Source organism: Nocardia concava NBRC 100430, assembly GCF_000308815.1.
GTDB classification, from domain to species: Bacteria; Actinomycetota; Actinomycetes; order Mycobacteriales; family Mycobacteriaceae; genus Nocardia; species Nocardia concava.
In genome coordinates this window covers 170,441-190,801 of sequence record NZ_BAFX01000017.1, presented here as the reverse complement: position 1 = coordinate 190,801, position 20,361 = coordinate 170,441, and the positions used below count along the sequence as shown (strand labels likewise).

The following is a 20,361-nucleotide window of genomic DNA, read 5'->3' as shown; positions in this document are numbered from 1 at the left end:
GAAGATATGCGCCCAAACGCATTCTCGTGGGATGTGGGAGGTTTTTTCGCCTCACGGATGTCGGAGATCCTCGGTTCCGACGCGGGCGGCGAAGCCGTCCCACTCGTCCGGCGCGAAGATCAGGACCGGGCCGGTGGGGTTCTTCGAGTCGCGGACACCCACGTGCCCGCCGGCGAGGAAGGCGACCTCGACGCAGTCGGATCCTCCTTGGCTGTGGCTCGACTTAAACCACCTGACTCGGGATAGGTCAACGTTCACTGTCGTATCTCCTTGCTATCTCACGCACCAGGTCGCGACTCGAACCGGGATCGAGGCTTGCGTCCTGGAGCTTTCGAAAAGCCTGCCGGAATGTCCTTACATCCGTGCGCTTTTCGAGATAGGCACTGCCTGCGTAGCCCTCGCAGTAGACCTGGGAAGGTTCCAGGACCCGTGTGCCGAAGGTGTCACGTCCGAAATCCATGATCGTGAAGGGTGGTACCGCCGCGCCGAGCGGAAACCCTGCACGACAAGGCAAGACGCGAATCTCGATGTTGTCGCGGGTGCCGATATCCGCTACATGCCGACACTGCGCCGCCATCAGTCGATTGTCCCCCACAACGGTTCTCAGCACATTCTCGTGCAGGACCGCCGACATCTTGGCGGGCTGGCGTGAGCGGGTGAGGATGTGTTGTCGCTGAGCACGAACCCGCACACGGCGTTTGAGTTCGTCCTCGGTCTCATCCGGGAAGTAGATCCTGTCGATCGCCCGGGTGTAGTCGGCCGTCTGCAGCAGGCCGTGCATGATCAACGGTTGAAAGATCGTCAGAACCGCTGCGCCGGACTCCAACCTGACGTAGAGGTTTGCCCATGCCGGGATCAAGTCACCGTAGGCGTGCCACCACGACTTCGCGGGAACCTGCTCGGCCAGCCCTCGCGCGATGGCGGTGGTCTCCTCGCCCACCCCGTAGGCCTCACACAGCGCCAAAATATCGGTGACTCTGACCTTCTCGGTCTCACCACGCTCGAGTCGACTCAGCGTCGGCCTGCTCCACTGAACCAGAGCCGCGGCTTGCTCCAGGTTCATCCCTGTGGCCGTGCGGACCTCACGCAGCAATCGTCCCAACTGCCGACGCGGCAACGTTGTCCCCGTATCCTCCGGCTCGTCGTCAGCCATTTGCCTGCCCTCTCACCAGGTCGCCACGGTCCTCTCAATTCGAGAAGAGGGTAGGCCTCCGGTGAGACATGAGCTGGGGATTCAGGCCGATTCCGCAGATTCTCTGCGCGTGCCGCATTGATTGCGACTCGTGTCGCATCGTTCTGCCATGACCAACAATGCTTCGACAATCGGGGCGATTGCGCTCGTCGTCGCCATGGTTCTCATCTGGCACTTCGCGACGAACCGCACCGACTGCACCGCAGCGCATTACGGCGGCCGAGCCACGATCAGCGTCGGCGAGCTGCACCGACGCCTGAACGCCGAACGACCGTCGAATCAATACACGCCGCAGACGAATTCGTGGTTGTCCGCGTGGTCTCATGACGCACCCGAGGCACCACTCACCACGGCCCAGGCGCACGACGCCATGCGACTGCACCGCGAATGCCGGATGGATTCCTGCGAGCGCAAGCGCGCCGCCTACTGGGCGCTGGTGGCGGACGGGCGAATTCGGCCCGACAGGCGAGCCGAACGGAGGGCAGCGCGATGACCTGGATCGACGACTTCTGCGAGAACGCCTACGTTGAGGGCCGCCGACGCGCCGAAGGCATCCTGAAAATCCACGCCACCTGCGCCCCACCGTGCCCCCGCGCCCGCGCGGCGGCCGAATACCTCGCTCAACTGCCCAGTGAGGTCATCGGTTCACAGTCTCAGCAATGAATGCGCCTGCGCGGACGCCGTCGTGGTGAGACTGGTTGTCTTGCTGTGATTTACGCGGGTGCTTCGATGCAGTGGACTTTCGACGATACCGACGGGTCGTCTTGCCAAAAGCAATGCTAGAACGGCAGTTTCAACTGATTCGATACGAAAGAATCCGACCGTGGCGGATGACGACTACGGCTTCGGCGAGGTGCCCGTTGCCGAGATAGCCCTTGCCGGACAAGGAACCGATCGGCTCACGCCCGCTGAGTGCGCTGCAATCCAGGCATACGCGTACAACGGGTTCGAGCAGATCAACAAAGCCCTATGGGGGCAGATCCCAATGACACCTGCACTCGCAGACCGAATCGACCAGATCAGGTCAGGTCTTGCCAAGTACCCGCTGCCAACGAGGGTTCGTGTCAGCCGAGAAGCCGAGTCGAAGACCTTTGGCATAGTCGATGCGGCATCAGCGCACGCGCTGGTCTTCAGGGAATTCACGCATCGCGGGTTTCTGTCGGCGAGCGGATCGGCTACACCGCCGCGATCGAGGCGACATGTCGACCCGGTAATCCTCGACCTGCTCGTTCCCCAGGGCACCCCAGCTCTACGTCTAGGCGAGCTCGCCGAGGTTCGCGACGAACGTGAGGTCCTGCTCATCGACGCGCGCACCTACTTCATTGTTGGCGTTGCCATGGACGCGGCGCGTAACATGTGGCGCATCCAGGCAATCGTCGCGGAGGGCGAGCAATGAGTGCGCTTACGCAGGAGACATTTCGTGCGGTTGAAGTGAAACTGTCGCCAGAGCAGGTCGAGGCGCGGCGCCGTGAAGCCGAGAAGATCCTTGGTAGGAAGCTTCCACCGCGGCCCGCTACCGAGACCACCGGCAAACGCGATAAGTAGGGCTCAGATCAAGGCCGCTCCCGTGCGGCCACCGGAGTGATACCGAAGAGGGCGGAGCTAGTGCCGGTTCGGCACTAGCTCCGCCCTCTGGTAAAAGTCCTTGTTCTGCTGCGTGTTACGCGGGGACTTCGCTGCGGTCGCCGCTCCAGAGAGTGTGGTACTTGCCTTCGGCGTCGATGCGCTCGTAGGTGTGGGCACCGAAGAAGTCGCGCTGGCCCTGGGTGAGGGCGGCCGGGAGGCGGTCGGCACGCAAGCCGTCGTAGTACGACAGCGAGGAGGCGAAGGCCGGGACCGGGATGCCGAGCTGGGTGGCGACAACGACCACGCGGCGCCAGCTGTCGATGGCCGTCTCGATGGCCTCGCGGAAGTAGGGGGCGAGGATCAGGGACGGAAGCGACGGGTCGGCTTCGTAGGCTTCCTTGATTCGGTTGAGGAAGCGGGCGCGGATGATGCAGCCGCCGCGCCAGATGGTGGCGAGGTCGCCGGGGTGGAGGTTCCAGTTGTACTCCGCCGAGCCGGCGGCGATCTGGTCGAAGCCCTGGGCGTAGGCGACAATCTTGGAGGCGTACAGGGCCTGGCGGATGGCTTCGGTGAATTCGGCTACGTCGGTCGGCTTTTCGCCGAGGACGCCCGAGGCGAGGCCCTTGGCGGCGGCCCGCTGGGTGCGGGAGCCGGACAGCGCGCGGGCGAAGACGGCCTCGGCGATACCGGTCACGGGGATGCCGAGGTCCAGCGCGGATTTGACGGTCCAGCGGCCGGTGCCCTTCTGCTCGGCGGCGTCGACGATGACGTCGACCAGGGGCTTGCCGGTCTTGGCGTCGACCTGGTTCAGGACCTCGGCGGTGATCTCGACCAGGTAGCTCTCCAACTCGCCGGAGTTCCACTGGGTGAACACATCCGCGATCTGCTTGGCGTCGAAGCCGAGGGCGTCGCGGAAGAGGTTGTAGGCCTCGCCGATGAGCTGCATGTCGGCGTATTCGATGCCGTTGTGCACCATCTTGACGAAGTGGCCGGAGCCGTCGGGGCCGATGTGGGTGCAGCAGGGGGTGCCGTCGACCTGTGCCGCAATGGATTCCAGCATCGGGCCGAGGGACTCGTAGGACTCCTTGGGGCCGCCGGGCATGATGGCGGGGCCGTTCAGCGCGCCCTCTTCGCCGCCGGAGATGCCCGCACCCACGAAGTTCAGGCCGCGCGCGGCCATGGCGGCCTCGCGGCGGATGGTGTCGGTGTAGAGCGCGTTGCCGCCGTCGATGATGATGTCGCCGGGCTCCATGGCGTCGGCGAGTTCCTCGATCACGGCGTCGGTGGCGTCACCGGCCTTGACCATGATGAGCACGCGGCGCGGCTTCTCCAGCGCGGCCACGAATTCCTCGATGGTCTCGGTGCGCACGAAATCGCCGTCGCCGCCGTGCGCCTCGAGCAGCGCGTCGGTCTTGCCGATGCTGCGGTTGTGCAGGGCGACGGTGTAGCCGTGCCGTGCAAAGTTGCGGGCGATATTGCTACCCATGACCGCCAGGCCGGTCACGCCGATCTGGGCGCGCGCTTCCGAGGTCGCCATGAAACAGCCTCTCCGTTCGACAGGTGTAGTGACCGCACGAAATCTCCTCGGCGGCGGCATCCCGGACGCGTCCACGACGCCATACCTTTTCTACCCGGTCGGCCTCGGTCACAGCAGAGTGGCCCCGGACAGCACCGCTGAACGCCCGGGACAGCGGGCTTTACTCACCCGGCGCGCAGACCGGTGACGGGCGCCTCGCCGGGTTCGCGACAGGAGGTCCAGCCGAGCCGGTCGGCCAGCATGCGCGCACAGCAGCGGATCGATCGCACCGCCTCGGTCTCGCCGTTCGCGCGCCACAGCAGCGACCACGGGTAGTAGGCGGGCTCGGCAATAGGGATCCAGCGCAGCCCCGGCAACGGCGCGCAGGACCGCGGCACACATGCCACCGCGTGTCCGTCGCGGACCAGGCGGCGCGCGCCCAGCACGCTGTGCACGGTCCCCGGATAGGCACGCACCGCGAATCCCCCTGTGCGGCACAGCTCCCGGATGTACTCGTTGTATTCCGGGGCCCGGGACTCGTCGGCGAAGACCAGCGGCTCCCCCGCCACCTCGGCCAGCGACACCGCGAGCCGATGCGCCCACACATGATCGTCTGCGACCAGCACCCCCAGCCGATCCAACCGGATCACCTCCGACGCCACCCCCGCCGGCAACTGCACGGCCCGCCCGATCCCGACATCGAGCCGCCCCTGCGCGAGCAACCGGCACTGCTCGGGCACCCGGCCTCGACCTCGTGTACCTCGAGCAGATTCGGATGATGCTGACGCACCGCCGCCAGCACCACCGGCATGGTGTCGAAACTGGCGTCGCCCATCGCGACCCGCAGCACCGCGTCCGTCCCGGTCATGGTGCGCGCCGCCGCCGCGGCCCGATCGACATGGCTGAGAATCAGCCGCGCCTCGGCCAGCAGCAGTGTCCCCGCCGCGGTCAACCGCACATGATGCGTGCTGCGCTCCACCAGCGGCACCCGCAATTCGCGTTCCAGCCGCTGAATCTGCTGGCTCAGCGCCGACTGCACGATGTGCTCGCGCGCCGCCGCGCGCCCGAAGTGCAACTCCTCCGCAAGCGTCACGAAATAACGCAGCTGCCGCAGTTCCACGGCCCTTCCCCCTTCGCGTGCATATCGAATATCGCGCACACGGGCGCGGGGGTAACGAGTGGCGGGCTACCTGAATTCCGGGGGCACCCCGGCGATCAGTTCGAGTGAAAACGTTTTCGTATTTCGCTCGTTTCCGATCGCGCCCGCCCCCGCTGCACTGGTACCCATGAAATCGATCAGCACCAAGCAGACCAAACAACTCGGCTGGATCCCGGACCTGCCCGACCAGCGCGACCACCTCTACGCCGCGCCGGCCGCGGTCATGGCCCAGCTGCCCCCGGCGGTGGACCTGACCCCGCACTTCGCCCCCGTCTACGACCAGGGCAAGCTCGGCTCCTGCACCGGCAACGGCATCGCCGGCGCCCTCCAATTCGACGCCATGAAACAGGGTGTGGTCGACCAATCCGTGCCGTCCCGCCTGTTCATCTACTACAACGAGCGTGTCATGGAGGGCACCGTCGACCAGGACGCCGGAGCCATGATCCGCGACGGCATCAAGAGCGTCGTCAAACTCGGCGCCTGCCCGGAAACCGAATGGCCCTACGACATCTCGAAATTCGCGGTCGAACCGCCGCCGTCCTGCTACAAGGACGCGTCCGACCATCAAGCCCTCGCGTATTCCCGTGTCGCACACACACTCTCGCAGATGCGCGGCTGCCTGGCCGACGGCTACCCGTTCGTCTTCGGCTTCACCGTCTACGAATCCATCTTCACCCCCGAGGTCGAGAAAACCGGCGCGATCCCCCTGCCCCACGCCAAAGAAAAGGTGCTGGGCGGCCACTGCGTCCTCGCGGTCGGATACGACGACACCCGCCAGGTCTTCCGAATCCGCAATTCCTGGGGCGACTCCTGGGGCAAGGCCGGCTACGGCACCATGCCCTACGCCTACCTGCTCTCGGTCAACGCCTCCGACTTCTGGACCATCCGCACCGTCGAGGGCTGATCGAGGCGCCCGGCCAGCTCGGCCGGATGAGTGAGCTGCGGATAGTGCCCGGCTCCAGCCACTTCGGTGACCGGATGATCAACGGGCACGATCAACGGATCGGCCGAGCCCACGATGATTTCGACCGGGACATTCACCCGGTCCAGCAGGTCCCGGGACCGCGCGCGGTCGGAATGCAGCGCCCGTAGCGCCCGCACCACGCGGCGAGCGGCTCCGGGACGGCGCAGATCCGCTGCGGCGCTGTCGATCTCGGGACCGGGCGGCAGCCCCAGCGTTGCGGCGAGCCGGTCGGTGGTCATGCGGCGCAACATGATCGCCGCCAGCGGTGACCTGGTCGACTTAGGGCCCGGGGCTTGCAGGAACGGCGGTGAGATCAGTACGAGCCCGCCGAGGCGATCCGGATGTTCGACCGCGTAGCGCAGCGCGGGCCCGCATGCGGCCGAGTGCGCGACGAGCACCGGCCGGGTCCGGACCTGACTCATCAGATCGGCTAGCCAGATCTCCACCGGCCGGTCGGAGGCCGCCGAGCGGCCGAGCCCCGGCAGATCGGGCGCGAGGACCGAACCGGACAGGCGGCTCGCGAGCGGAGCCCACGAATCAGCGTTCATCGGAAGCCCGTGCAGCAGAACGTAATCAGGAGTATCCCGATCCCCGGAAATCCAGGTCCGGCTACCCGCCACGGTCTGGAAACCGTAGGGGCGCAACCAGGCTGAACTCGCACCGAAGCGTTCGGCGACCAGGTGATCGGCCCACTCCCGCAACGCCTCGTCCGCAGCGGGCATCTCCAATCCCGCAGCGGCGGCGACGGATTGGGCGGAAGCGGTCGGGTAGGTGTCGGTCGACAGGAACGACAGCGTCTCCGGATCGGCTCCCGTGAGCCTGCTGGGCAGGCGACGGAGCAGACCGACGGGAACACTGCGCCGCGGCGCCCGGACCCCCATGTGGTCGGCGACCGTGCGGATCAATGCGGGAAGGCGCGGAGTGTTGTCGTCGAGCACCCAATGGTGTTCGCCAGCAGGTGATTCGGGCACACTTGCGAGGAATCGAACGAAGTAGTCGATCGTGACGATGGGCACGAAGACATCGGCGCCTCCGGGCACCGCGGGCAGCCGCCCCTCCCACAGATCGCGGACGAGACCGGCCAGCCCCAGATACTGGCCCGACCCGATCACGGTGCTCGGATTGGCGATGGTCAGCGGCACACCGCGTTCGCGGGCGAGGCGTCGCACCGCGAGATCGCCCTCGAATTTCGACGCCTCGTACGCCCCGAGTCCCGGATAATCGGGTTCGCCTTCCGGCGCGCTCACCCGATACCCGCTCACGTGCACCAGTCGCCGCAGCCCGGACAGGGTCGCGGCCCATTCCAGGACATTGGTCGCCCCGATCACGTTGGTGGCCCGCGCTTCTTCCACCCCGAGCCCGAAGGCGTACCGCGCGGCGGTGTTGTACACATCGCGCGCCTCGGGCAGATCCGTGAGCGGTCGGGTGATGTCGGCGGTGACGACGGTCAGTCCGGCGAGGTCGACCCCTCGGGCGGTGAGCCACGGGGTGAGGGTGTCGGTTCGCACGGCCGCCGCCACGGTCTGCCCGCGGCCGAGCAACTCGGCGACCAGTGATCGGCCGATGAATCCGGTTGCCCCGAAGACGATTGCGTCCATACTCACTCCTAATAGATCGGTCTACATATTTTCAAGTCAAAAGAAAGGGCCACGATGGCGCCGACCCAGGGTTCAGCCCAACCAGACGGCGATCTGCCTGCCGACCCGGTTCAGCGGTTCCCGGCTGCGATGCGCCCTGGCCAGCAGCAGCCCGCCCTCGATCAGTGCGAGAATCGTGGTCGCGAGATCGTCGGCCCCGGGCCGCCCGGCCAGTCGGGCGCGCACGGTGTCCTCCCACCCGGAGTAGACCTCCGAGCACGCCTGCTGAATCGAATCATGGGAAGCGGCCGTCTCGAGGGCGACAGTGGCGACCGGGCAGCCCTTCCGCCACTCCGATTCCTCCAGCCGGTCGCCCAGTTGCCGCAGCACCCGCTCGATGAACTCGACGGTGGACACGTCGGAATCGGCCAGCGCCCCAAGGGAATCGCCGATGGCCGCCCCGGCCCTGCGCACGGACTCCCCCACCAGCTGGTCCTTGCCGCCGGGGAAGTGGAAGTACAGCGAGCCGCGCGGGGCGCCGCTGTGCGCGATCACCTGGTTGAGCCCGGTGCCGAAATACCCTGCGGCCTCGACCAATTCCTGCGTCGCGTCCAGTAGCCGGTCCCGCGTCTCGGCGCCCTTCTGTCCCATGCGAGAAAAGTAGACCGATCTACATATTCTTGTCAATCCGAGAGTCGGTGGCCACGGGTAACCGCAAGCCGACCTCTGCTCCACCACCGGGGCGAGCGGCCGTGAAAACCGATCCCGCGTGCGCGGTGACGATGTCGTGGACGATGGCCAGGCCCAGGCCCGATCCCGGGGTGGAGCGGGTGCGGTCGGCGCGGTAGAAGCGGTCGAAGATCGCGCCCTGGTCGGCGGGGTCGATGCCGGGGCCGCGGTCGAGCACCGCCAATTCGGTTCCGCGGATGTGGATTTCGACGTCGGTGTCGGTGGGGCTGAACTTGAGGGCGTTGTCGAGGAGGTTGTCGACGCAGCGGGACACGGCTCGCGGGCGGGCGTGGACCGGGGCGGGATTCTCGGTGGAGATGGTGATGGTGCGGCCGGTGCGGCGGCGGAAGCGTTGGGCGCAGTCCTCGGCTAGTTCGGGAAGGTCCAGGTTCGTGGGTGTCTCGTCGGTGTGCTGATCGGTGGCCAATTCGACGAGTTCACCGACCAGAGCGTCGAGGGCCTTGGCCTCCTGGACCAGCGTGGTGAGCACCTGGGATTCATCGGCCGGTTCGAGGCGGCCCTTCGCGCGGTGGAGCAGTTCGGCGCTGCCGCGGACCGAGGTGAGTGGGGTGCGCAGTTCGTGTCCGGCGTCCTGGACGAGGCGATGCTGTTGTGCCCGGGACAGTCTCAGGGCCGCGAGCATGGCGTTGAAGTCGCGGGTCAGGTCGCCGACCTCGTCGCGGCCCGCCTCGGGGAGGACGGTGGAGAGGTCTCGGGTGGTCGTGATCCGTTGTGTCGCATGGGCCAGGCGGCGCATCGGGCGCAGGATGCGGCCGATGGCCAGCCAGGCGGCCAGCGCGACAACCAGCACCGCGACAGCCGTGATCGAGGCTGTGCGCCAGAGGAATTCGCGATCGACCCGCTCGACCTCGGCGTAGTTCTGGCCGACCATGACCGCGCCGCCGCCCGGCCGAGCCTTGGTCAGCACACCGTAGGACTCTGAGCCGACCGTGACGTCGGTCTCGGCGGAACCGGTCTCGCCGCGTGCGACGGCCCGATCGGAGTCGTTGACCGGCAAGGGATCTCGCCCCGGAGTCAGCGGCAGCACGGTACCGTCCGGGAGCAGCAGCTGTTCGGTCATGTCGACCCGCACCGGAAGCTTCGACGCCGCCGAGGCCGTCCCACCCGGCGAGCCCTCGCCCAGCAAGGCGAGAACCGTATCGGCCCGGTCGACCAGCCCGCGATCGACCTGGGCCGCGACCAGCGGCGACACACTCCGATACGCCGTCACCAGCGCGACCACGATCGCCACCACCGTCGCGCCGAACACCACCAGCGTCAGCCGGGTACGCATCACACCGCCTTCACGGTGTAGCCGACATTGCGGACGGTCTGGATCAGCCGCGACCCGCCGCCCTCCTCGGTCTTGCGCCGCAGATACCCGATGTACACATCCAGTGACCGCGACTCGGTCTCGAAGTCGAATCCCCAAATGTGTTCGTAGATCTGGCTTCTGGTGAGCACGACCGGTGCGTTGCGCAGCAGCAGTTCCAGCACGTCGAACTCGGTGCGGGTGAGTTCGACCTCCCGACCCCCGCGCCGTACCTCCCGTGTCGCCGGGTTCAGCGTCAGGTCGGCGACCGTCAGCACCGCCGGCTCGTCGGGCGCGCTGCGCCGCAGCAATGCCCGCAGCCGGGCCAGCAGTTCCTCGGTGTCGAACGGCTTGGCCAGGTAGTCGTCGGCCCCCGCGTCGAGCCCGGCCACCCGGTCGCCGACCTGCCCGCGTGCGGTGAGCACCAGGATCGGCAACCGGTCGCCGCGCCGCCGCAGCGTCCGGCACAGCGACAGCCCGTCCAGGCGCGGCATCACCACATCCACCACCGCCATATCCGGGCGGTCGGTCTCGAGCAGGTCGAGCGCCTCCCGCCCGTCACCGGCCAGGCTGACCCGGTATCCCTCGAACCGCAGCAACTGTTCCAGGGTGCTGCGCACATTCGGATCGTCCTCGACCACGAGCACTTTCGCTGATGTCACAGGGTCAGTCTGATCGGTGGCGGGCATATTCACAGCAATCCACCCGTCAGTTCGTGACCGGCGCCACGGCGATCGGCGGCACCGACGCGACGCACTCCGCACCCTGCACGGTGCCGGTGCGCACGAAGCCCGCGATCAGGCCGACCACGCATCCGCTCGGCTCGAGATCCGGCACGTGCCCGGTGTTCGGGACCGAGATGAAGGTCGAGCGGGCGAACTTCGCGGCGGCCAGCTTGCCGTTGGCATCGGGGGTGATGGCGTCCAGGTCACCCGACAGCACCAGCACCGGGACATCGGGCATGGCGGTGCGCACCTCGGCGGGCCGCTGATGGCCGGGAATGCCGGGCCAGCGCAGGCAGGCGTCGCCGCCGTCGCGCTGACCGCCCGCGAAGCCCTCGGCGCTGAACGCCCCGAACTGTCCGGCCGCCCCGGTCAATGCGCCCCGATACTGCTGTTCGCGCTCGGACAAGCCCGCCTCGCGCGACCACAACGGCTGATAGTCGTTGCAGGCCACCGTGATGTAGAGCCCGATGTTCTCGTACCCCGGTTCGATCGTGGTGAGCTTCACGAACTCGATCAGCCCGCTGTCATCGCCCCGCACGGCCGAATGCAATGCGGCGGGCAGCATGCCCAGCGGCGTCATCGCGGCCGGATCGGCACCCACATTGCTGGTGGCGGCCTCGAACACCAGGCTCGCCAGCTTGGCCTCGTCCAGCACGACCGGCCCCTTGGCCTGAACAGTGATCGGCCGCTCCCGCAAGCGTGCGGCCACCGTCTTCAGATCCTCGACCGCACGGTTGCCGTCACACACCCCGCTACGCTCGCAAATGCGTTGCAGAGCAAGCGAAACCGCCTCGGCATTGGGTCGCTGCAACGGATCGTGGTCGTGCGGGTAAGCACCGGACAGCACCATGGCGCTCACATGCTCGGGATGCCGCTGCGCGTAGATGGGCAGCAGATAGGTCCCGTAGGAGATGCCATACGGAATCACCTTGTCGATCCCCAATCGCGCACGCACCGCATCGAAGTCATCGACAGTCGCGGCCGAGGTGTATCCGGCGGCCTTGTCCCCCAATCGATCCGCGCACCGGCCTACGGCCTCCCGCTGTTGCTCGCGGGTGCCCAGCTGGAATTCGTCTTCTCCCACACCGCAATCCAGCGCATCCGACACCCCGGTACCGCGCGGATCGATGAGCAGCACATCGTGATCGCTCAGCATTTCCGCCGACAGCTTCGCCGCCTCGGCGGCATGCGCGATCATCGGCACCCCGGGGCCACCGGGATTGGGCAGGATCGCGCCCTTTGCCGCGCCATTGCCGGTATGCCTGATCAGCGCGTATCCCACATTCACGGTACCGAGTCCGGGATTGCCGTCCACCAATGGCCGTTCCACGGTGCCGCAATCCACCGCGTAGCCTTCCACCGCCGGGCACCATGACGGCGCACCCGAATTCTTCTCTCCCGCATCGCATCCCGTGACCAGTCCGGCCGCAATGGCCGCGACCGCCGCGAAACTCGCCCATGACCGTATTCCGGCGCGCATCCCGTCGCTCCCTCACCCGTTCCCGCCCGGCGCTTCCGAGCGGCTCACAGGCATCCTGCGCACCGAGAATCAAACGTTGTTCAAACGAATGACAAAGGCGTGTAAGAATCCGCCGCACAGCCGATTCCACAATCCCGCACGCACGCCGATGCACCGGCCGCCGCGAATGCGACCGGTGCACGGGATCGGAACTACCTACCGGCTAGTGACGCTTCTCCGGCTTGTGCCGGTGCTCCTCCTTTTCCGGTGGCAGCAGCGAACCGTAGACGTGCGTCCCGGCCCGCTTCTGCGCCGTGCGCCCATAGGTCAGCCCCAGCGCCGAGGGGTTCATATTGAACAGATACGGCTCCTTCATCCAGTCGCTCGGCGAGTACACCGCCTGCAGCATTTCGATGGCATGCCCGGGCGCCATCCCCTGCTTGCCCACCACCACGTAGCAGGCCGACCCGGCCGGATCGGTATACCCGCGGAACTTCTTCCACTGCTCCATGCTCGCGCCGACGCTCAATAGCCATCGCTGGAATTCCGGCGACGGATAGTTCTGCAGGTCGATCCCGAACCCGCTGATCGCGGCGATGTACCCGCGCTGGGTGACGGCATCGATATCGGCCATCATCGCCTTGTAGATCTCGGGATTCGGCTTCAGCGTGTGCCCGATGTAGGTCTGGTAGTACGTGTGGACCATGAACGGCACGTAGTTGTCGTCGTACAGCGCCACCTGGTATCCGCCCACCGGCGCGGCCACCCCCGGCTTGACCACATGCGGGGGCGGCGGCTCCACCGCCGGATGCGAGATGGCCACATTGCCATTGGTGATGATGCCGAAATTGGTCGACACGTTCCCGGGCCCGGGTGCCGTGCCGGGCGTGTACGCGGTATCGGCCATGACCAGGATCGCGCCATTGACGTAGGCCTCCAGCGCATTTCCCACCGCCTTGGCCTGGTTGCCGGAGAACAGCACGCTCAGCGGCCGCAGGATGAACCGCATGACGCCCGGGTAGGACATGATCGAATCGGTCCACTGGCTGAACATCACGTTGTGGTTGTCGCCGTAGGACGGATTCAGGTGGTCCATCGCGAACTTCGGATCACCGCCGGCCGTCATCACCCGCACCACGCGGCTGTTGGACCAGTTCTTGCCGAGCGTCTCCCACTGCGTATGGGATTCGGCCTTGCTCGAGGTGAACACGGCCTTGTACTCGAGTTCGATATTGGCGCTGATCTGCTGCTGGTTGCTGGAGTAGCTGGTCTGCACCGCCTCGTAGTAGTCGAGGCTGCCGCCCACCACGACGTGGGTGACCACATGTGTTCCCCACTTTCGGAACACCGCGAAGAATTGTTCTTGATTCTCCGGCGTATAGGTACTGGGCAGATTCTTCACATCGGGATCGTCGCGGAACTCCGGAGTGAGCCAGGACTCGGAGGCATTTTCGACGGCGAGTTCCCATGCGGTGTACTCGGCTTCGAAGCCACCGTAATAGTATGACTGGTCGGTATTTACGGTCTTCTTGTACGCCAGATCGAACTGGCCGCTGAAGCCCCCGTACGATGCCTTGACACCGGCCTTCTGCGAGAAATGCGATTGGAACTGCTCAACCGTGTTGTATACGTAGGACGTTCCCGTGGTGTGGGTCCACTCGATGGGCCGGGCGTTCTCCGGCACTTCGTAGGTGATCCCCGTGGGCCTGAATTCCCAGGTCTTGGTCGCCGAACCAAGATTGACTATCTGCCACGTGAGCGACTTCGCGTCATAGGTACCCAGAATATTGAATCCGCGCCCGATAGCGGAGGCGCCGGGTATCAACGACATGGTGTGATCCTTCCGTTGTCGTCCCCACGGCAATGGTAGGGTTTACCCGGTCGAAACACGGTGAACTCCAAAGGAATTAAAAAACATACCATTGGTCGCACAATTACAATCCCTCGTACGCCCGAAAAGGCGCGCGGGGCTTCAGCATGCGAGATTCACCTCGAAGCCAGCGCGGGCGCAACCCATCTCGAGAGATAGCTGCGAATCTCGTTGCCGCGCCGCGGCGGTCGCCCCGGATCGATGACGAACGATTGCACGATCCGCAACATGTGTTCCACGAGTTCGTCGAGATCATTGTCGGAGAATCCGGCCGCCGCCCAATCCACCGAGTAGCGCTCCAGGAGCGTCCGCCCGAAAGACCGTGCGGTATCGGAAGTTACGCCCGCCGACAATGCGCTGGCGCGTCCCGGGCGCAACAACAACCCGAGATACTTCTCCTCCGGCAGGCGCTCGAGCGTATAGGCGATGCCTTCCACCACCGCGGTCGCCGGATCACGAATATCCCCGAGCCGCTCGGCCAGCACATCCAGGAAATGTTCCGTCTGCGCAATGGCGGTGGCCGTCAGAAGCGCTTCGGCACTGGGGAAATAGCGGTACACCGTCTGCCGGGTGACGCCGAGATCGCGGGCCACCTCGGCAATGCTGAACTCCTCGCCCGAGCGGTCGATGGCCCGCCGCGCGGCGGCCACGATGCGTTCCACGGCCTCCGCGTCGTCGGCGGGTGCCGCCCCGGACCATCCATGCGTGCGCACCGGATCGCCGTCCTTTCGCTCGCGATCAGTCGTGCCGAAGGTTACCGCCGAGGCTTGACCATACACATGGCAGTGACTGTATGGTCGAGAGGGCGAAAGGAAACCCATGACGACCATCCCGCCCCGGCCCGCCCAACTCGACTCCCCCGTGCTGCCCAAGATCTTCAAACACGTTGGGAAAGCACAGGTCTGGCTCTACCGCCGCACCGGCGGCCGGATCGGCGGCAAGTGGCGCATCGGGGCGGGTTTCCGCAAACCGGTGCCGACGCTGCTGCTCGAGCACCGCGGCCGCAAGACCGCGACCGTCTACACCGTGCCGCTGCTGTACATCACCGACGGCCCGGACATCGTGGTGGTCGCCTCGCAGGGCGGGCTGCCCAAGCATCCGCAGTGGTATCGCAATCTGGTCGCGCACCCGGACACCCACATCCAGATCGGGCCGCGGCGGTTCGCCGTGCACGCCGTCACCGCCGATCCCGCACAGCGCGCCCGGCTCTGGCCGCTGCTGGTCGAGGCCTACGCCGACTTCGAGACCTATCAGGCCTGGGCCGAGCGCGAGATCCCGGTCGTGATCCTGCGCCCGGCAGCCTGAGCCGGACGGGTACAGCCTCAGCTCAGACCGGTATGCCCAGGGTGCCCACGATGAGACCCGCGTGGGGTGTGTCCCCCAGCAGCCCCACCTGCACCCGGAACTGCCGCAGCGCACCCGTGTTCCGATCCCGCAACCGCAATGTCCGGACCGGCGGCGCGAATCCCACGCCGCCCTCGTTCCAGAAGGCGCGAAACTCGGGAAATTCGGCGAGCTCGCGCATTATGTCGGCATATCCGCTGAGATCGTCCGCCGCGCCCACGGTGCCGCGCAGCCAGCCGATCGATTGCCGGACCTCGGTTTCCCAATCGGCCAATACCTTTCGCGCGATCGGGTCCGCGAACATCCAGCGAAAGAGATTCCCGTTCTCGCGCAGTCCGGAAAAGGCGGCGGCCCAATCCTCGTTCCCGGCCAGCACATTTCCGCGGGTGTCGTACAGCGCGGCCAGCTTCGGGGAATGCAGGTCCAGGGCGCGCAGGGCGTCCTCGCTCAGCGAGTTCTTCAACTCCCCGACCGTCGGATATTCCCCGGTCCCGAGCCCGGCCAGATCGCGGAGATAGCGGAGTTCGGTGGCCGACACCGGATTCCAGCGTTCCAGGCAGCGCACCAGCGCGTCCACCACCGACCGGGTCGGTTTCGCCTTACCGCCCTGTTCCAGCTGTGCGACATAGCTGGCGCTCACCCCCGCCCCGAAGGCCAGCCGCTCCCGGGAGACCCCGCGTTCCTCGCGTAGCCTCCGCAGCACGTCACCGAAGGTGGGAAGCGATATCCGCGACCGGCTTCCGATGTTGTCCATTCGGCCCGTCACAGCAGCCGACTCCCTTCCCGACACCCCGCCGCTTCGCGGACGCATCGTCCGGAATTTCCCGCGGGGGGCGACTCCCGAGCCGCAATGTTTCCACAGATGACGGTCCAAGTCACCCGTCCAACAACGGCTGGCGAATTCGATTCGGCGAACGGTCAGCACAACGCGATGAGCGGCGCACGACGACAGCCATTCGATATAAGTGCGGCCGGTCCCGGAATTCACGGGATAACGCGGCACCCGAAGTTCCTTCGCCCCCTCGCGAATCCGCTTTGTCCGGGTCTCGGCGTTTCTCTGCCAAGTCGCCGCCTGACCAACCAGTTCCTTTGGTATGTTCGCCTCGACGTGCCGCCCTCCGCTCAGGCAAACCCACCGTTATGCACCGATGACCGCACAGAGGACGCGCACGGGCACCAACCCCGCGTTATGGGGAGAAGTCGACCGAACGATCCGAACAAGGGGTGCGAACCTTGTCCTTTCGAACAGTGCGATCCTTCAAAGTAGCGGGCGGCGCGCTCGCGGCGGTCCTGGCCACCGCCGCCGGAATCCTCACGGCCACCGGCGCACCCCGCGCCCAGGCCGCACCCGCCGACTGCCCCGGACTCAATGTCATCGCGGTGCCCGGCACCTGGGAGACCTCCAAGGACGACCCGAAGCCGGGCATGCTCGCCCAGGTCACCCGCGGACTCCCCGGCACCGTCCGCACCGACTACGTCAGCTACCCGGCCACCGCCTTCCCCTGGGACGGCGAGATCTACGGCCGCTCCAAGCGCGAGGCGGTGAACGCGGCCCGCGCCATGATCGCCGGCACCGCCGCCCGCTGCGCCGCAACACGTTTCGCCCTCATCGGCTACAGCCAGGGCGCCGACGCGGCGGGCGACCTCGCCTCCGAGATCGGCACCGGCCTGGGCGTCATCCCGCCCGACCGGGTGGCCGCGGTGGGCCTGGTGTCCGATCCGCGCCGCTCCCCCGCCGACGCCATCGTGGGCCCCCACGTCCCCGGTACCGGCGCGGGCGGCGCGCGGGCGGGCGGCTTCGGCTGGCTCAGCCCGAAGGTCCGCACCTTCTGCGCCGCGGGCGACCTCTACTGCTCGGTGCCGACCGACGATCTGGCCGGGCGCTCGGCGGGTCTGCTCACCCAGCTCACCGCCGAGGATCCGCTGCAGATTCCGAGCTACCTGCTGACCTTCCAGTCCATCCTCGCCGAGGCGCTGATGCCCGGCTGGTCGGCGATCCTGTCCGCACCCGCCGACGATCCGTCGAGCGAGCAGTGGCTGCGCCAGGTCCAGCAGTTCCTGGCCTCGGGCGTGCACCAGTCCTACCCGCGCTACGTCGTCGACGGCAACGGCACCACCGCCACCGCCTGGCTGCGCAACTGGCTGTCGGACACCGCCAACGAAAACCCGTGACGCTCAAGCGGATCGGGTCAGCGCCTCGTACAACCAATAGTGGGCGGCACCGGTCGTCACGGTGCCGGTGATCTCGGCGGTCAAGCTCCAGTAGCGCTGGACGCGCTCGTCGGAATCGGTCGCGCCGGACAGCAGTCGCCGGCGCAGACCGGCCGTATCGCGCACACCGCGCGCCCGGGCGTGCGCCGCGACGAACCGGTCGAGTTCGGCTCCCGCGCGCGGTGGTTCGTTCGCCACGAGCAACCCGCCGACGGATTCGCACGCCTCGGCGACTCCGGTGAGCAGCGCCCGCGGGTGCCGGACCCCGGCCGGATCCGATCGCCACAGCAGCCGGGACATGGCGGCGGACAGGCCGGGCTCGCTGATCATCCCGACCAGTTCGCCATAGGCGAGCAGCCGCCGCGGATCCGGCTCATCGGTCGGTGCGGGCGCGTTCATCTCGAGGAACGCGTCGAACAGCTCCGCGGGCAACGGTTCCAGAATCCGCGACCAGAACGCCGTCACCTCCCGATGCGCGCGCCCCGGATCCGTGACCGCCCGCAGCACCTCACGCCGCCGCGTCAGCTCACCCAGCTCGGCCTCCACCGCCCGCCGCTCGGCCGCCGCCGCCTCGGCCACACTGCGCGAACCGCCCAGCACCTCCGCGATCGCGCCGAGCCCCAACCCCAGCCCGCGCAGCCGACGCACCAGCGCGAGCCGATCCACCGCGGCCACCGGATCGAACGCCCGATGCCCGCCCGAACTCCGCCCCGACTCCAGAACCCCTTCATCGCAATAGAACCGGATCGTCCGCACCGGCACACCCGTGCGGCGCGACAGCTCGCCGATACCGATCCACCCGCGAGGGCGTATGCCATGAGTCACATTCACTGGAACCTCCACCCGGCTGGAATTTCTACGGTACTGGGACACCGACCCGGGAGACCCTCATGACCACCACCGAATCGATGACCCCCGACCGCATCTGGCACGCCGTCGCCACCGAACGCACCACCCTGCACGCCTTGCTGACAACCTTGTCCGAGGACCAGTGGAATCACGAATCACTCTGCGATAGTTGGCGAATCCGCGACGTAGTCGCCCACATCATCCTCTCGGCCGACCCCACATTCTCCGCACTCCTGATCGGCCTGATCCGAGCCCGCGGCAACCTGCACGCCATGATCCGCGACACCGCCATCCGCCACGCACGCCAATCGACCACCGCGGACCTCCTGACCCAACTCCACGCCACCATCAACCACCGCACCACCCCACCCGGCACCACCCCCGCCGACCGCCTCATGGACCTACTCGTCCACGGCCAGGACATCGCCATCCCTCTGGGCCTCCCCCGCGAAATCCCCACCCCCGCAGCCCAAGTGGCCCTGGACCGCATCTGCCACGCAGGCACCTTCGGCATCCGGAAGACCCTGACCACCCACCGCCTCATAGCCACCGACACGACCTGGACCGCAGGCACCGGCCACCCCCTCGAGGCCCCCATCGCCACCCTCCTACTCTTCGCCACCGGCCGCGAACAGCCCCACAAACAATGAGTTTTCCGTTGGTTGGCCATTAGTCGGGGCCCGCATTCTCGGTGCACACGATCAGCACCACACGAAGGAATGCACACCGATGATCGCCACTCACGTCCGTACCGCCGCCCGCGCCGCGCTCGCAGCGGCCGTCGTCGGTACCGCAAGTCTCGGATTTCTGGGGAGCATGGGGGTCGCCAATGCCGGCGGCGACTATGGGCCCGATACCTGTCAGGAAGGGTATGTCTGGCGGGAAGCCAATGCGGCCGACCATGTTTGCGTGAAGCCGGCTACGCGCGATCAGGCCCGCGCCGACAATGCGGCCGCCGGATCGCGGCGGGCCGGGGGCGGCGCGTACGGGCCGAACACCTGTGTCAACGGGTTCGTGTGGCGGGAGGCCTACGACGGCGACGTGGTGTGCGTGACCACCGCGGTCCGTCAGGAGGCCAAGGACGACAATGCCGCCGCGGCGTCGCGCAAGGCGTCGCTGAACATCTGGCTCACCACCTACGTCTCCGGCAACAAGTGCACCGGCGACGTCTGCACGGTCGTCTCCGATTCGGGCAGCCAGTACAAGATCAACGGCGACCACTTCAACAACGGCACCATCACCCTGATCGTCAACAGCAACAACGGAACTCGCCTCGCGACCTACACCGTGACCGCCGGCGCCCACAACGGCTACCCCGGCGCCTCCTTCGGCTACGAGACCAATATGTGGGACCCCACCAGCGGCTTCGGCTCCTCCTGCAAGAAGGTCAACGACGCCTACATCCAGGCCTACGACCCGAACTCGCAGCGCTGGTCGGAGAAGCTCCCGTTCGTTCACAACTGCACCCGGTAATCACCGCCGCGACGGCCGCGCTTCGAGGGCGTTTGTCCCTGTAGCGCGGCCGTTGCGCGTTGTTAGCGTCGGACTCGACAGTCATTCCGTGACGCAGTACGTGATCCGAGGAGTCGCAATGTCCGAGACCACCAAGACGCTGAACCCGAATCAGCAGGTGGCGTTCGCGACGATCAATATCGTCACCTTCATGACCGGGTTGATCGTGCTCGCGGTGCTCGATCCGCGCGATCAGCGGTTCCTGCTGACCGCGCTCGTGGTCGCCGCCATCCTGACGGCGGTGAACCTGACGAAGTGCCGCCTCAAGACCATCCAGACCGATCACCTGCGCTACCCGGCGGGCAAGCTCGCCGATCAGTAGTCCGGCAAGAATTCGGCAGTCCGGAAAATTCCGGAACAAGTTCATTTCAAAACC

The 20,361-nt window shown here is 66.8% G+C and carries 23 protein-coding genes; 9 read left to right on the top strand and 14 right to left on the bottom strand.

Features of this window, described 5'->3' with window-relative positions; genetic code table 11:
- Positions 1-51: 51 nt before the first annotated feature.
- Complete coding sequence (locus ON43_RS05265) at positions 52-258, bottom strand: DUF397 domain-containing protein (RefSeq protein WP_040804066.1); 207 nt, start codon at positions 256-258, stop codon at positions 52-54.
- Positions 248-1,153 (bottom strand): helix-turn-helix domain-containing protein, encoded by a 906-nt coding sequence (locus tag ON43_RS05260; RefSeq protein WP_040804065.1) that lies wholly within the window; start codon positions 1,151-1,153, stop codon positions 248-250. Before ON43_RS05260 ends, ON43_RS05265 begins: the two co-directional genes overlap by 11 nt.
- Before the next feature lie 148 nt (positions 1,154-1,301).
- Between ON43_RS05260 and ON43_RS05255 the strand changes: the two genes are divergently transcribed.
- The 3 genes from ON43_RS05255 (at position 1,302) to ON43_RS05250 (ending at position 2,588) form a co-directional block, all read left to right on the top strand.
- A complete protein-coding gene (locus ON43_RS05255; RefSeq protein ID WP_040804063.1) occupies positions 1,302-1,685 on the top strand; it encodes a hypothetical protein in 384 nt (127 codons plus the stop codon).
- A complete protein-coding gene (locus ON43_RS44625; RefSeq protein WP_157513908.1) occupies positions 1,682-1,855 on the top strand; it encodes a hypothetical protein in 174 nt (57 codons plus the stop codon). Before ON43_RS05255 ends, ON43_RS44625 begins: the two co-directional genes overlap by 4 nt.
- A gap of 160 nt (positions 1,856-2,015) precedes the next feature.
- Complete coding sequence (locus ON43_RS05250; RefSeq protein ID WP_040804061.1) at positions 2,016-2,588, top strand: ADP-ribosyltransferase; 573 nt, start codon at positions 2,016-2,018, stop codon at positions 2,586-2,588.
- A 264-nt stretch (positions 2,589-2,852) separates the two neighbouring features.
- On the opposite strand, the gene gnd is transcribed toward ON43_RS05250, so the two are convergent.
- From gnd to ON43_RS46725, 3 genes are all read right to left on the bottom strand, one after another.
- Positions 2,853-4,295, bottom strand: a complete 1,443-nt coding sequence (gnd, locus tag ON43_RS05245) for an NADP-dependent phosphogluconate dehydrogenase (protein ID WP_040804059.1) — start codon at positions 4,293-4,295, stop codon at positions 2,853-2,855.
- A gap of 164 nt (positions 4,296-4,459) precedes the next feature.
- Positions 4,460-4,954: a LysR substrate-binding domain-containing protein gene (locus ON43_RS42155; protein WP_051177920.1), complete on the bottom strand. Its 495-nt coding sequence runs from the start codon at positions 4,952-4,954 to the stop codon at positions 4,460-4,462.
- Entirely contained in the window at positions 4,921-5,394 is a 474-nt protein-coding gene (locus tag ON43_RS46725; protein WP_051177919.1) for a LysR family transcriptional regulator, read from the bottom strand. The genes ON43_RS42155 and ON43_RS46725 overlap by 34 nt, the downstream gene beginning before the upstream one ends.
- Positions 5,395-5,560: 166 nt before the next feature.
- Here ON43_RS46725 and ON43_RS05235 point away from each other — a divergent pair, with 166 nt between their 5' ends.
- Positions 5,561-6,337: a C1 family peptidase gene (locus ON43_RS05235; protein ID WP_040804163.1), complete on the top strand. Its 777-nt coding sequence runs from the start codon at positions 5,561-5,563 to the stop codon at positions 6,335-6,337.
- On the opposite strand, the gene ON43_RS05230 is transcribed toward ON43_RS05235, so the two are convergent.
- The 7 genes from ON43_RS05230 to ON43_RS05200 all read right to left on the bottom strand — a co-directional run bounded on the left by ON43_RS05230 (position 6,280) and on the right by ON43_RS05200 (position 14,782).
- Positions 6,280-7,995: an alpha/beta fold hydrolase gene (locus ON43_RS05230; RefSeq protein WP_218003207.1), complete on the bottom strand. Its 1,716-nt coding sequence runs from the start codon at positions 7,993-7,995 to the stop codon at positions 6,280-6,282. The genes ON43_RS05235 and ON43_RS05230 overlap by 58 nt on opposite strands.
- A 72-nt stretch (positions 7,996-8,067) precedes the next feature.
- On the bottom strand, positions 8,068-8,625 hold the full coding sequence (locus ON43_RS05225) for a TetR/AcrR family transcriptional regulator (RefSeq protein ID WP_040804058.1): 558 nt from the start codon (positions 8,623-8,625) through the stop codon (positions 8,068-8,070).
- A 19-nt stretch (positions 8,626-8,644) separates the two neighbouring features.
- Positions 8,645-9,997: a HAMP domain-containing sensor histidine kinase gene (locus tag ON43_RS05220; RefSeq protein ID WP_051177917.1), complete on the bottom strand. Its 1,353-nt coding sequence runs from the start codon at positions 9,995-9,997 to the stop codon at positions 8,645-8,647.
- Positions 9,997-10,677, bottom strand: a complete 681-nt coding sequence (locus ON43_RS05215; protein ID WP_040804056.1) for a response regulator transcription factor — start codon at positions 10,675-10,677, stop codon at positions 9,997-9,999. The genes ON43_RS05220 and ON43_RS05215 overlap by 1 nt, the downstream gene beginning before the upstream one ends.
- A gap of 46 nt (positions 10,678-10,723) precedes the next feature.
- On the bottom strand, positions 10,724-12,220 hold the full coding sequence (locus tag ON43_RS05210) for an alpha/beta fold hydrolase (protein WP_040804054.1): 1,497 nt from the start codon (positions 12,218-12,220) through the stop codon (positions 10,724-10,726).
- 202 nt (positions 12,221-12,422) lie between these two features.
- Complete coding sequence (locus ON43_RS05205; protein WP_040804052.1) at positions 12,423-14,030, bottom strand: MAC/perforin domain-containing protein; 1,608 nt, start codon at positions 14,028-14,030, stop codon at positions 12,423-12,425.
- A gap of 155 nt (positions 14,031-14,185) precedes the next feature.
- The gene (locus tag ON43_RS05200) at positions 14,186-14,782 is read right to left on the bottom strand and encodes a TetR/AcrR family transcriptional regulator (RefSeq protein WP_040804158.1); all 597 of its coding nucleotides are present in this window, start codon (positions 14,780-14,782) and stop codon (positions 14,186-14,188) included.
- Positions 14,783-14,888: 106 nt separating this feature from the next.
- Between ON43_RS05200 and ON43_RS05195 the strand changes: the two genes are divergently transcribed.
- Positions 14,889-15,374: a nitroreductase family deazaflavin-dependent oxidoreductase gene (locus ON43_RS05195; RefSeq protein WP_086007892.1), complete on the top strand. Its 486-nt coding sequence runs from the start codon at positions 14,889-14,891 to the stop codon at positions 15,372-15,374.
- A gap of 22 nt (positions 15,375-15,396) precedes the next feature.
- Here ON43_RS05195 and ON43_RS05190 read toward each other — a convergent pair whose 3' ends face one another.
- Positions 15,397-16,116 carry an MmyB family transcriptional regulator gene (locus ON43_RS05190; RefSeq protein WP_157513907.1) on the bottom strand — a complete coding sequence of 240 codons (720 nt, stop codon included), beginning with the start codon at positions 16,114-16,116 and terminating at the stop codon, positions 15,397-15,399.
- Positions 16,117-16,661: 545 nt separating this feature from the next.
- Between ON43_RS05190 and ON43_RS05185 the strand changes: the two genes are divergently transcribed.
- Positions 16,662-17,585, top strand: a complete 924-nt coding sequence (locus tag ON43_RS05185) for a cutinase family protein (RefSeq protein ID WP_245568476.1) — start codon at positions 16,662-16,664, stop codon at positions 17,583-17,585.
- A gap of 3 nt (positions 17,586-17,588) precedes the next feature.
- Here the strand turns inward: ON43_RS05185 and ON43_RS05180 are convergent, their stop codons facing one another.
- Positions 17,589-18,455, bottom strand: coding sequence for a MerR family transcriptional regulator (locus tag ON43_RS05180; RefSeq protein WP_218003206.1), 867 nt, complete (start codon positions 18,453-18,455; stop codon positions 17,589-17,591).
- Between the two features lie 59 nt (positions 18,456-18,514).
- On the opposite strand from ON43_RS05180, the gene ON43_RS05175 reads away from it, so the two are divergent.
- The 3 genes from ON43_RS05175 (at position 18,515) to ON43_RS05165 (ending at position 20,307) form a co-directional block, all read left to right on the top strand.
- Positions 18,515-19,123, top strand: a complete 609-nt coding sequence (locus ON43_RS05175) for a maleylpyruvate isomerase family mycothiol-dependent enzyme (RefSeq protein WP_051177914.1) — start codon at positions 18,515-18,517, stop codon at positions 19,121-19,123.
- Between the two features lie 79 nt (positions 19,124-19,202).
- Positions 19,203-19,946 carry a hypothetical protein gene (locus ON43_RS45880; protein ID WP_218003205.1) on the top strand — a complete coding sequence of 248 codons (744 nt, stop codon included), beginning with the start codon at positions 19,203-19,205 and terminating at the stop codon, positions 19,944-19,946.
- A 118-nt stretch (positions 19,947-20,064) separates the two neighbouring features.
- The gene (locus ON43_RS05165) at positions 20,065-20,307 is read left to right on the top strand and encodes a hypothetical protein (protein ID WP_040804050.1); all 243 of its coding nucleotides are present in this window, start codon (positions 20,065-20,067) and stop codon (positions 20,305-20,307) included.
- The last annotated feature ends 54 nt before the right edge of the window (positions 20,308-20,361 follow it).

Bases quoted from the DNA above. Each gene is read 5' to 3' on its own strand.
- ON43_RS05260 (WP_040804065.1), bottom strand. From the start codon at position 1,153: ATGGCTGACGACGAGCCGGAGGATACGGGGACAACGTTGCCGCGTCGG.
- ON43_RS05255 (WP_040804063.1), top strand. From the start codon at position 1,302: ATGACCAACAATGCTTCGACAATCGGGGCGATTGCGCTCGTCGTCGCC.
- ON43_RS44625 (WP_157513908.1), top strand. From the start codon at position 1,682: ATGACCTGGATCGACGACTTCTGCGAGAACGCCTACGTTGAGGGCCGC.
- gnd (WP_040804059.1), bottom strand. From the start codon at position 4,295: ATGGCGACCTCGGAAGCGCGCGCCCAGATCGGCGTGACCGGCCTGGCG.
- ON43_RS05235 (WP_040804163.1), top strand. From the start codon at position 5,561: ATGAAATCGATCAGCACCAAGCAGACCAAACAACTCGGCTGGATCCCG.
- ON43_RS05230 (WP_218003207.1), bottom strand. From the start codon at position 7,995: ATGGACGCAATCGTCTTCGGGGCAACCGGATTCATCGGCCGATCACTG.
- ON43_RS05225 (WP_040804058.1), bottom strand. From the start codon at position 8,625: ATGGGACAGAAGGGCGCCGAGACGCGGGACCGGCTACTGGACGCGACG.
- ON43_RS05220 (WP_051177917.1), bottom strand. From the start codon at position 9,997: ATGCGTACCCGGCTGACGCTGGTGGTGTTCGGCGCGACGGTGGTGGCG.
- ON43_RS05210 (WP_040804054.1), bottom strand. From the start codon at position 12,220: ATGCGCGCCGGAATACGGTCATGGGCGAGTTTCGCGGCGGTCGCGGCC.
- ON43_RS05205 (WP_040804052.1), bottom strand. From the start codon at position 14,030: ATGTCGTTGATACCCGGCGCCTCCGCTATCGGGCGCGGATTCAATATT.
- ON43_RS05195 (WP_086007892.1), top strand. From the start codon at position 14,889: ATGACGACCATCCCGCCCCGGCCCGCCCAACTCGACTCCCCCGTGCTG.
- ON43_RS05175 (WP_051177914.1), top strand. From the start codon at position 18,515: ATGACCACCACCGAATCGATGACCCCCGACCGCATCTGGCACGCCGTC.
- ON43_RS45880 (WP_218003205.1), top strand. From the start codon at position 19,203: ATGATCGCCACTCACGTCCGTACCGCCGCCCGCGCCGCGCTCGCAGCG.
- ON43_RS05165 (WP_040804050.1), top strand. From the start codon at position 20,065: ATGTCCGAGACCACCAAGACGCTGAACCCGAATCAGCAGGTGGCGTTC.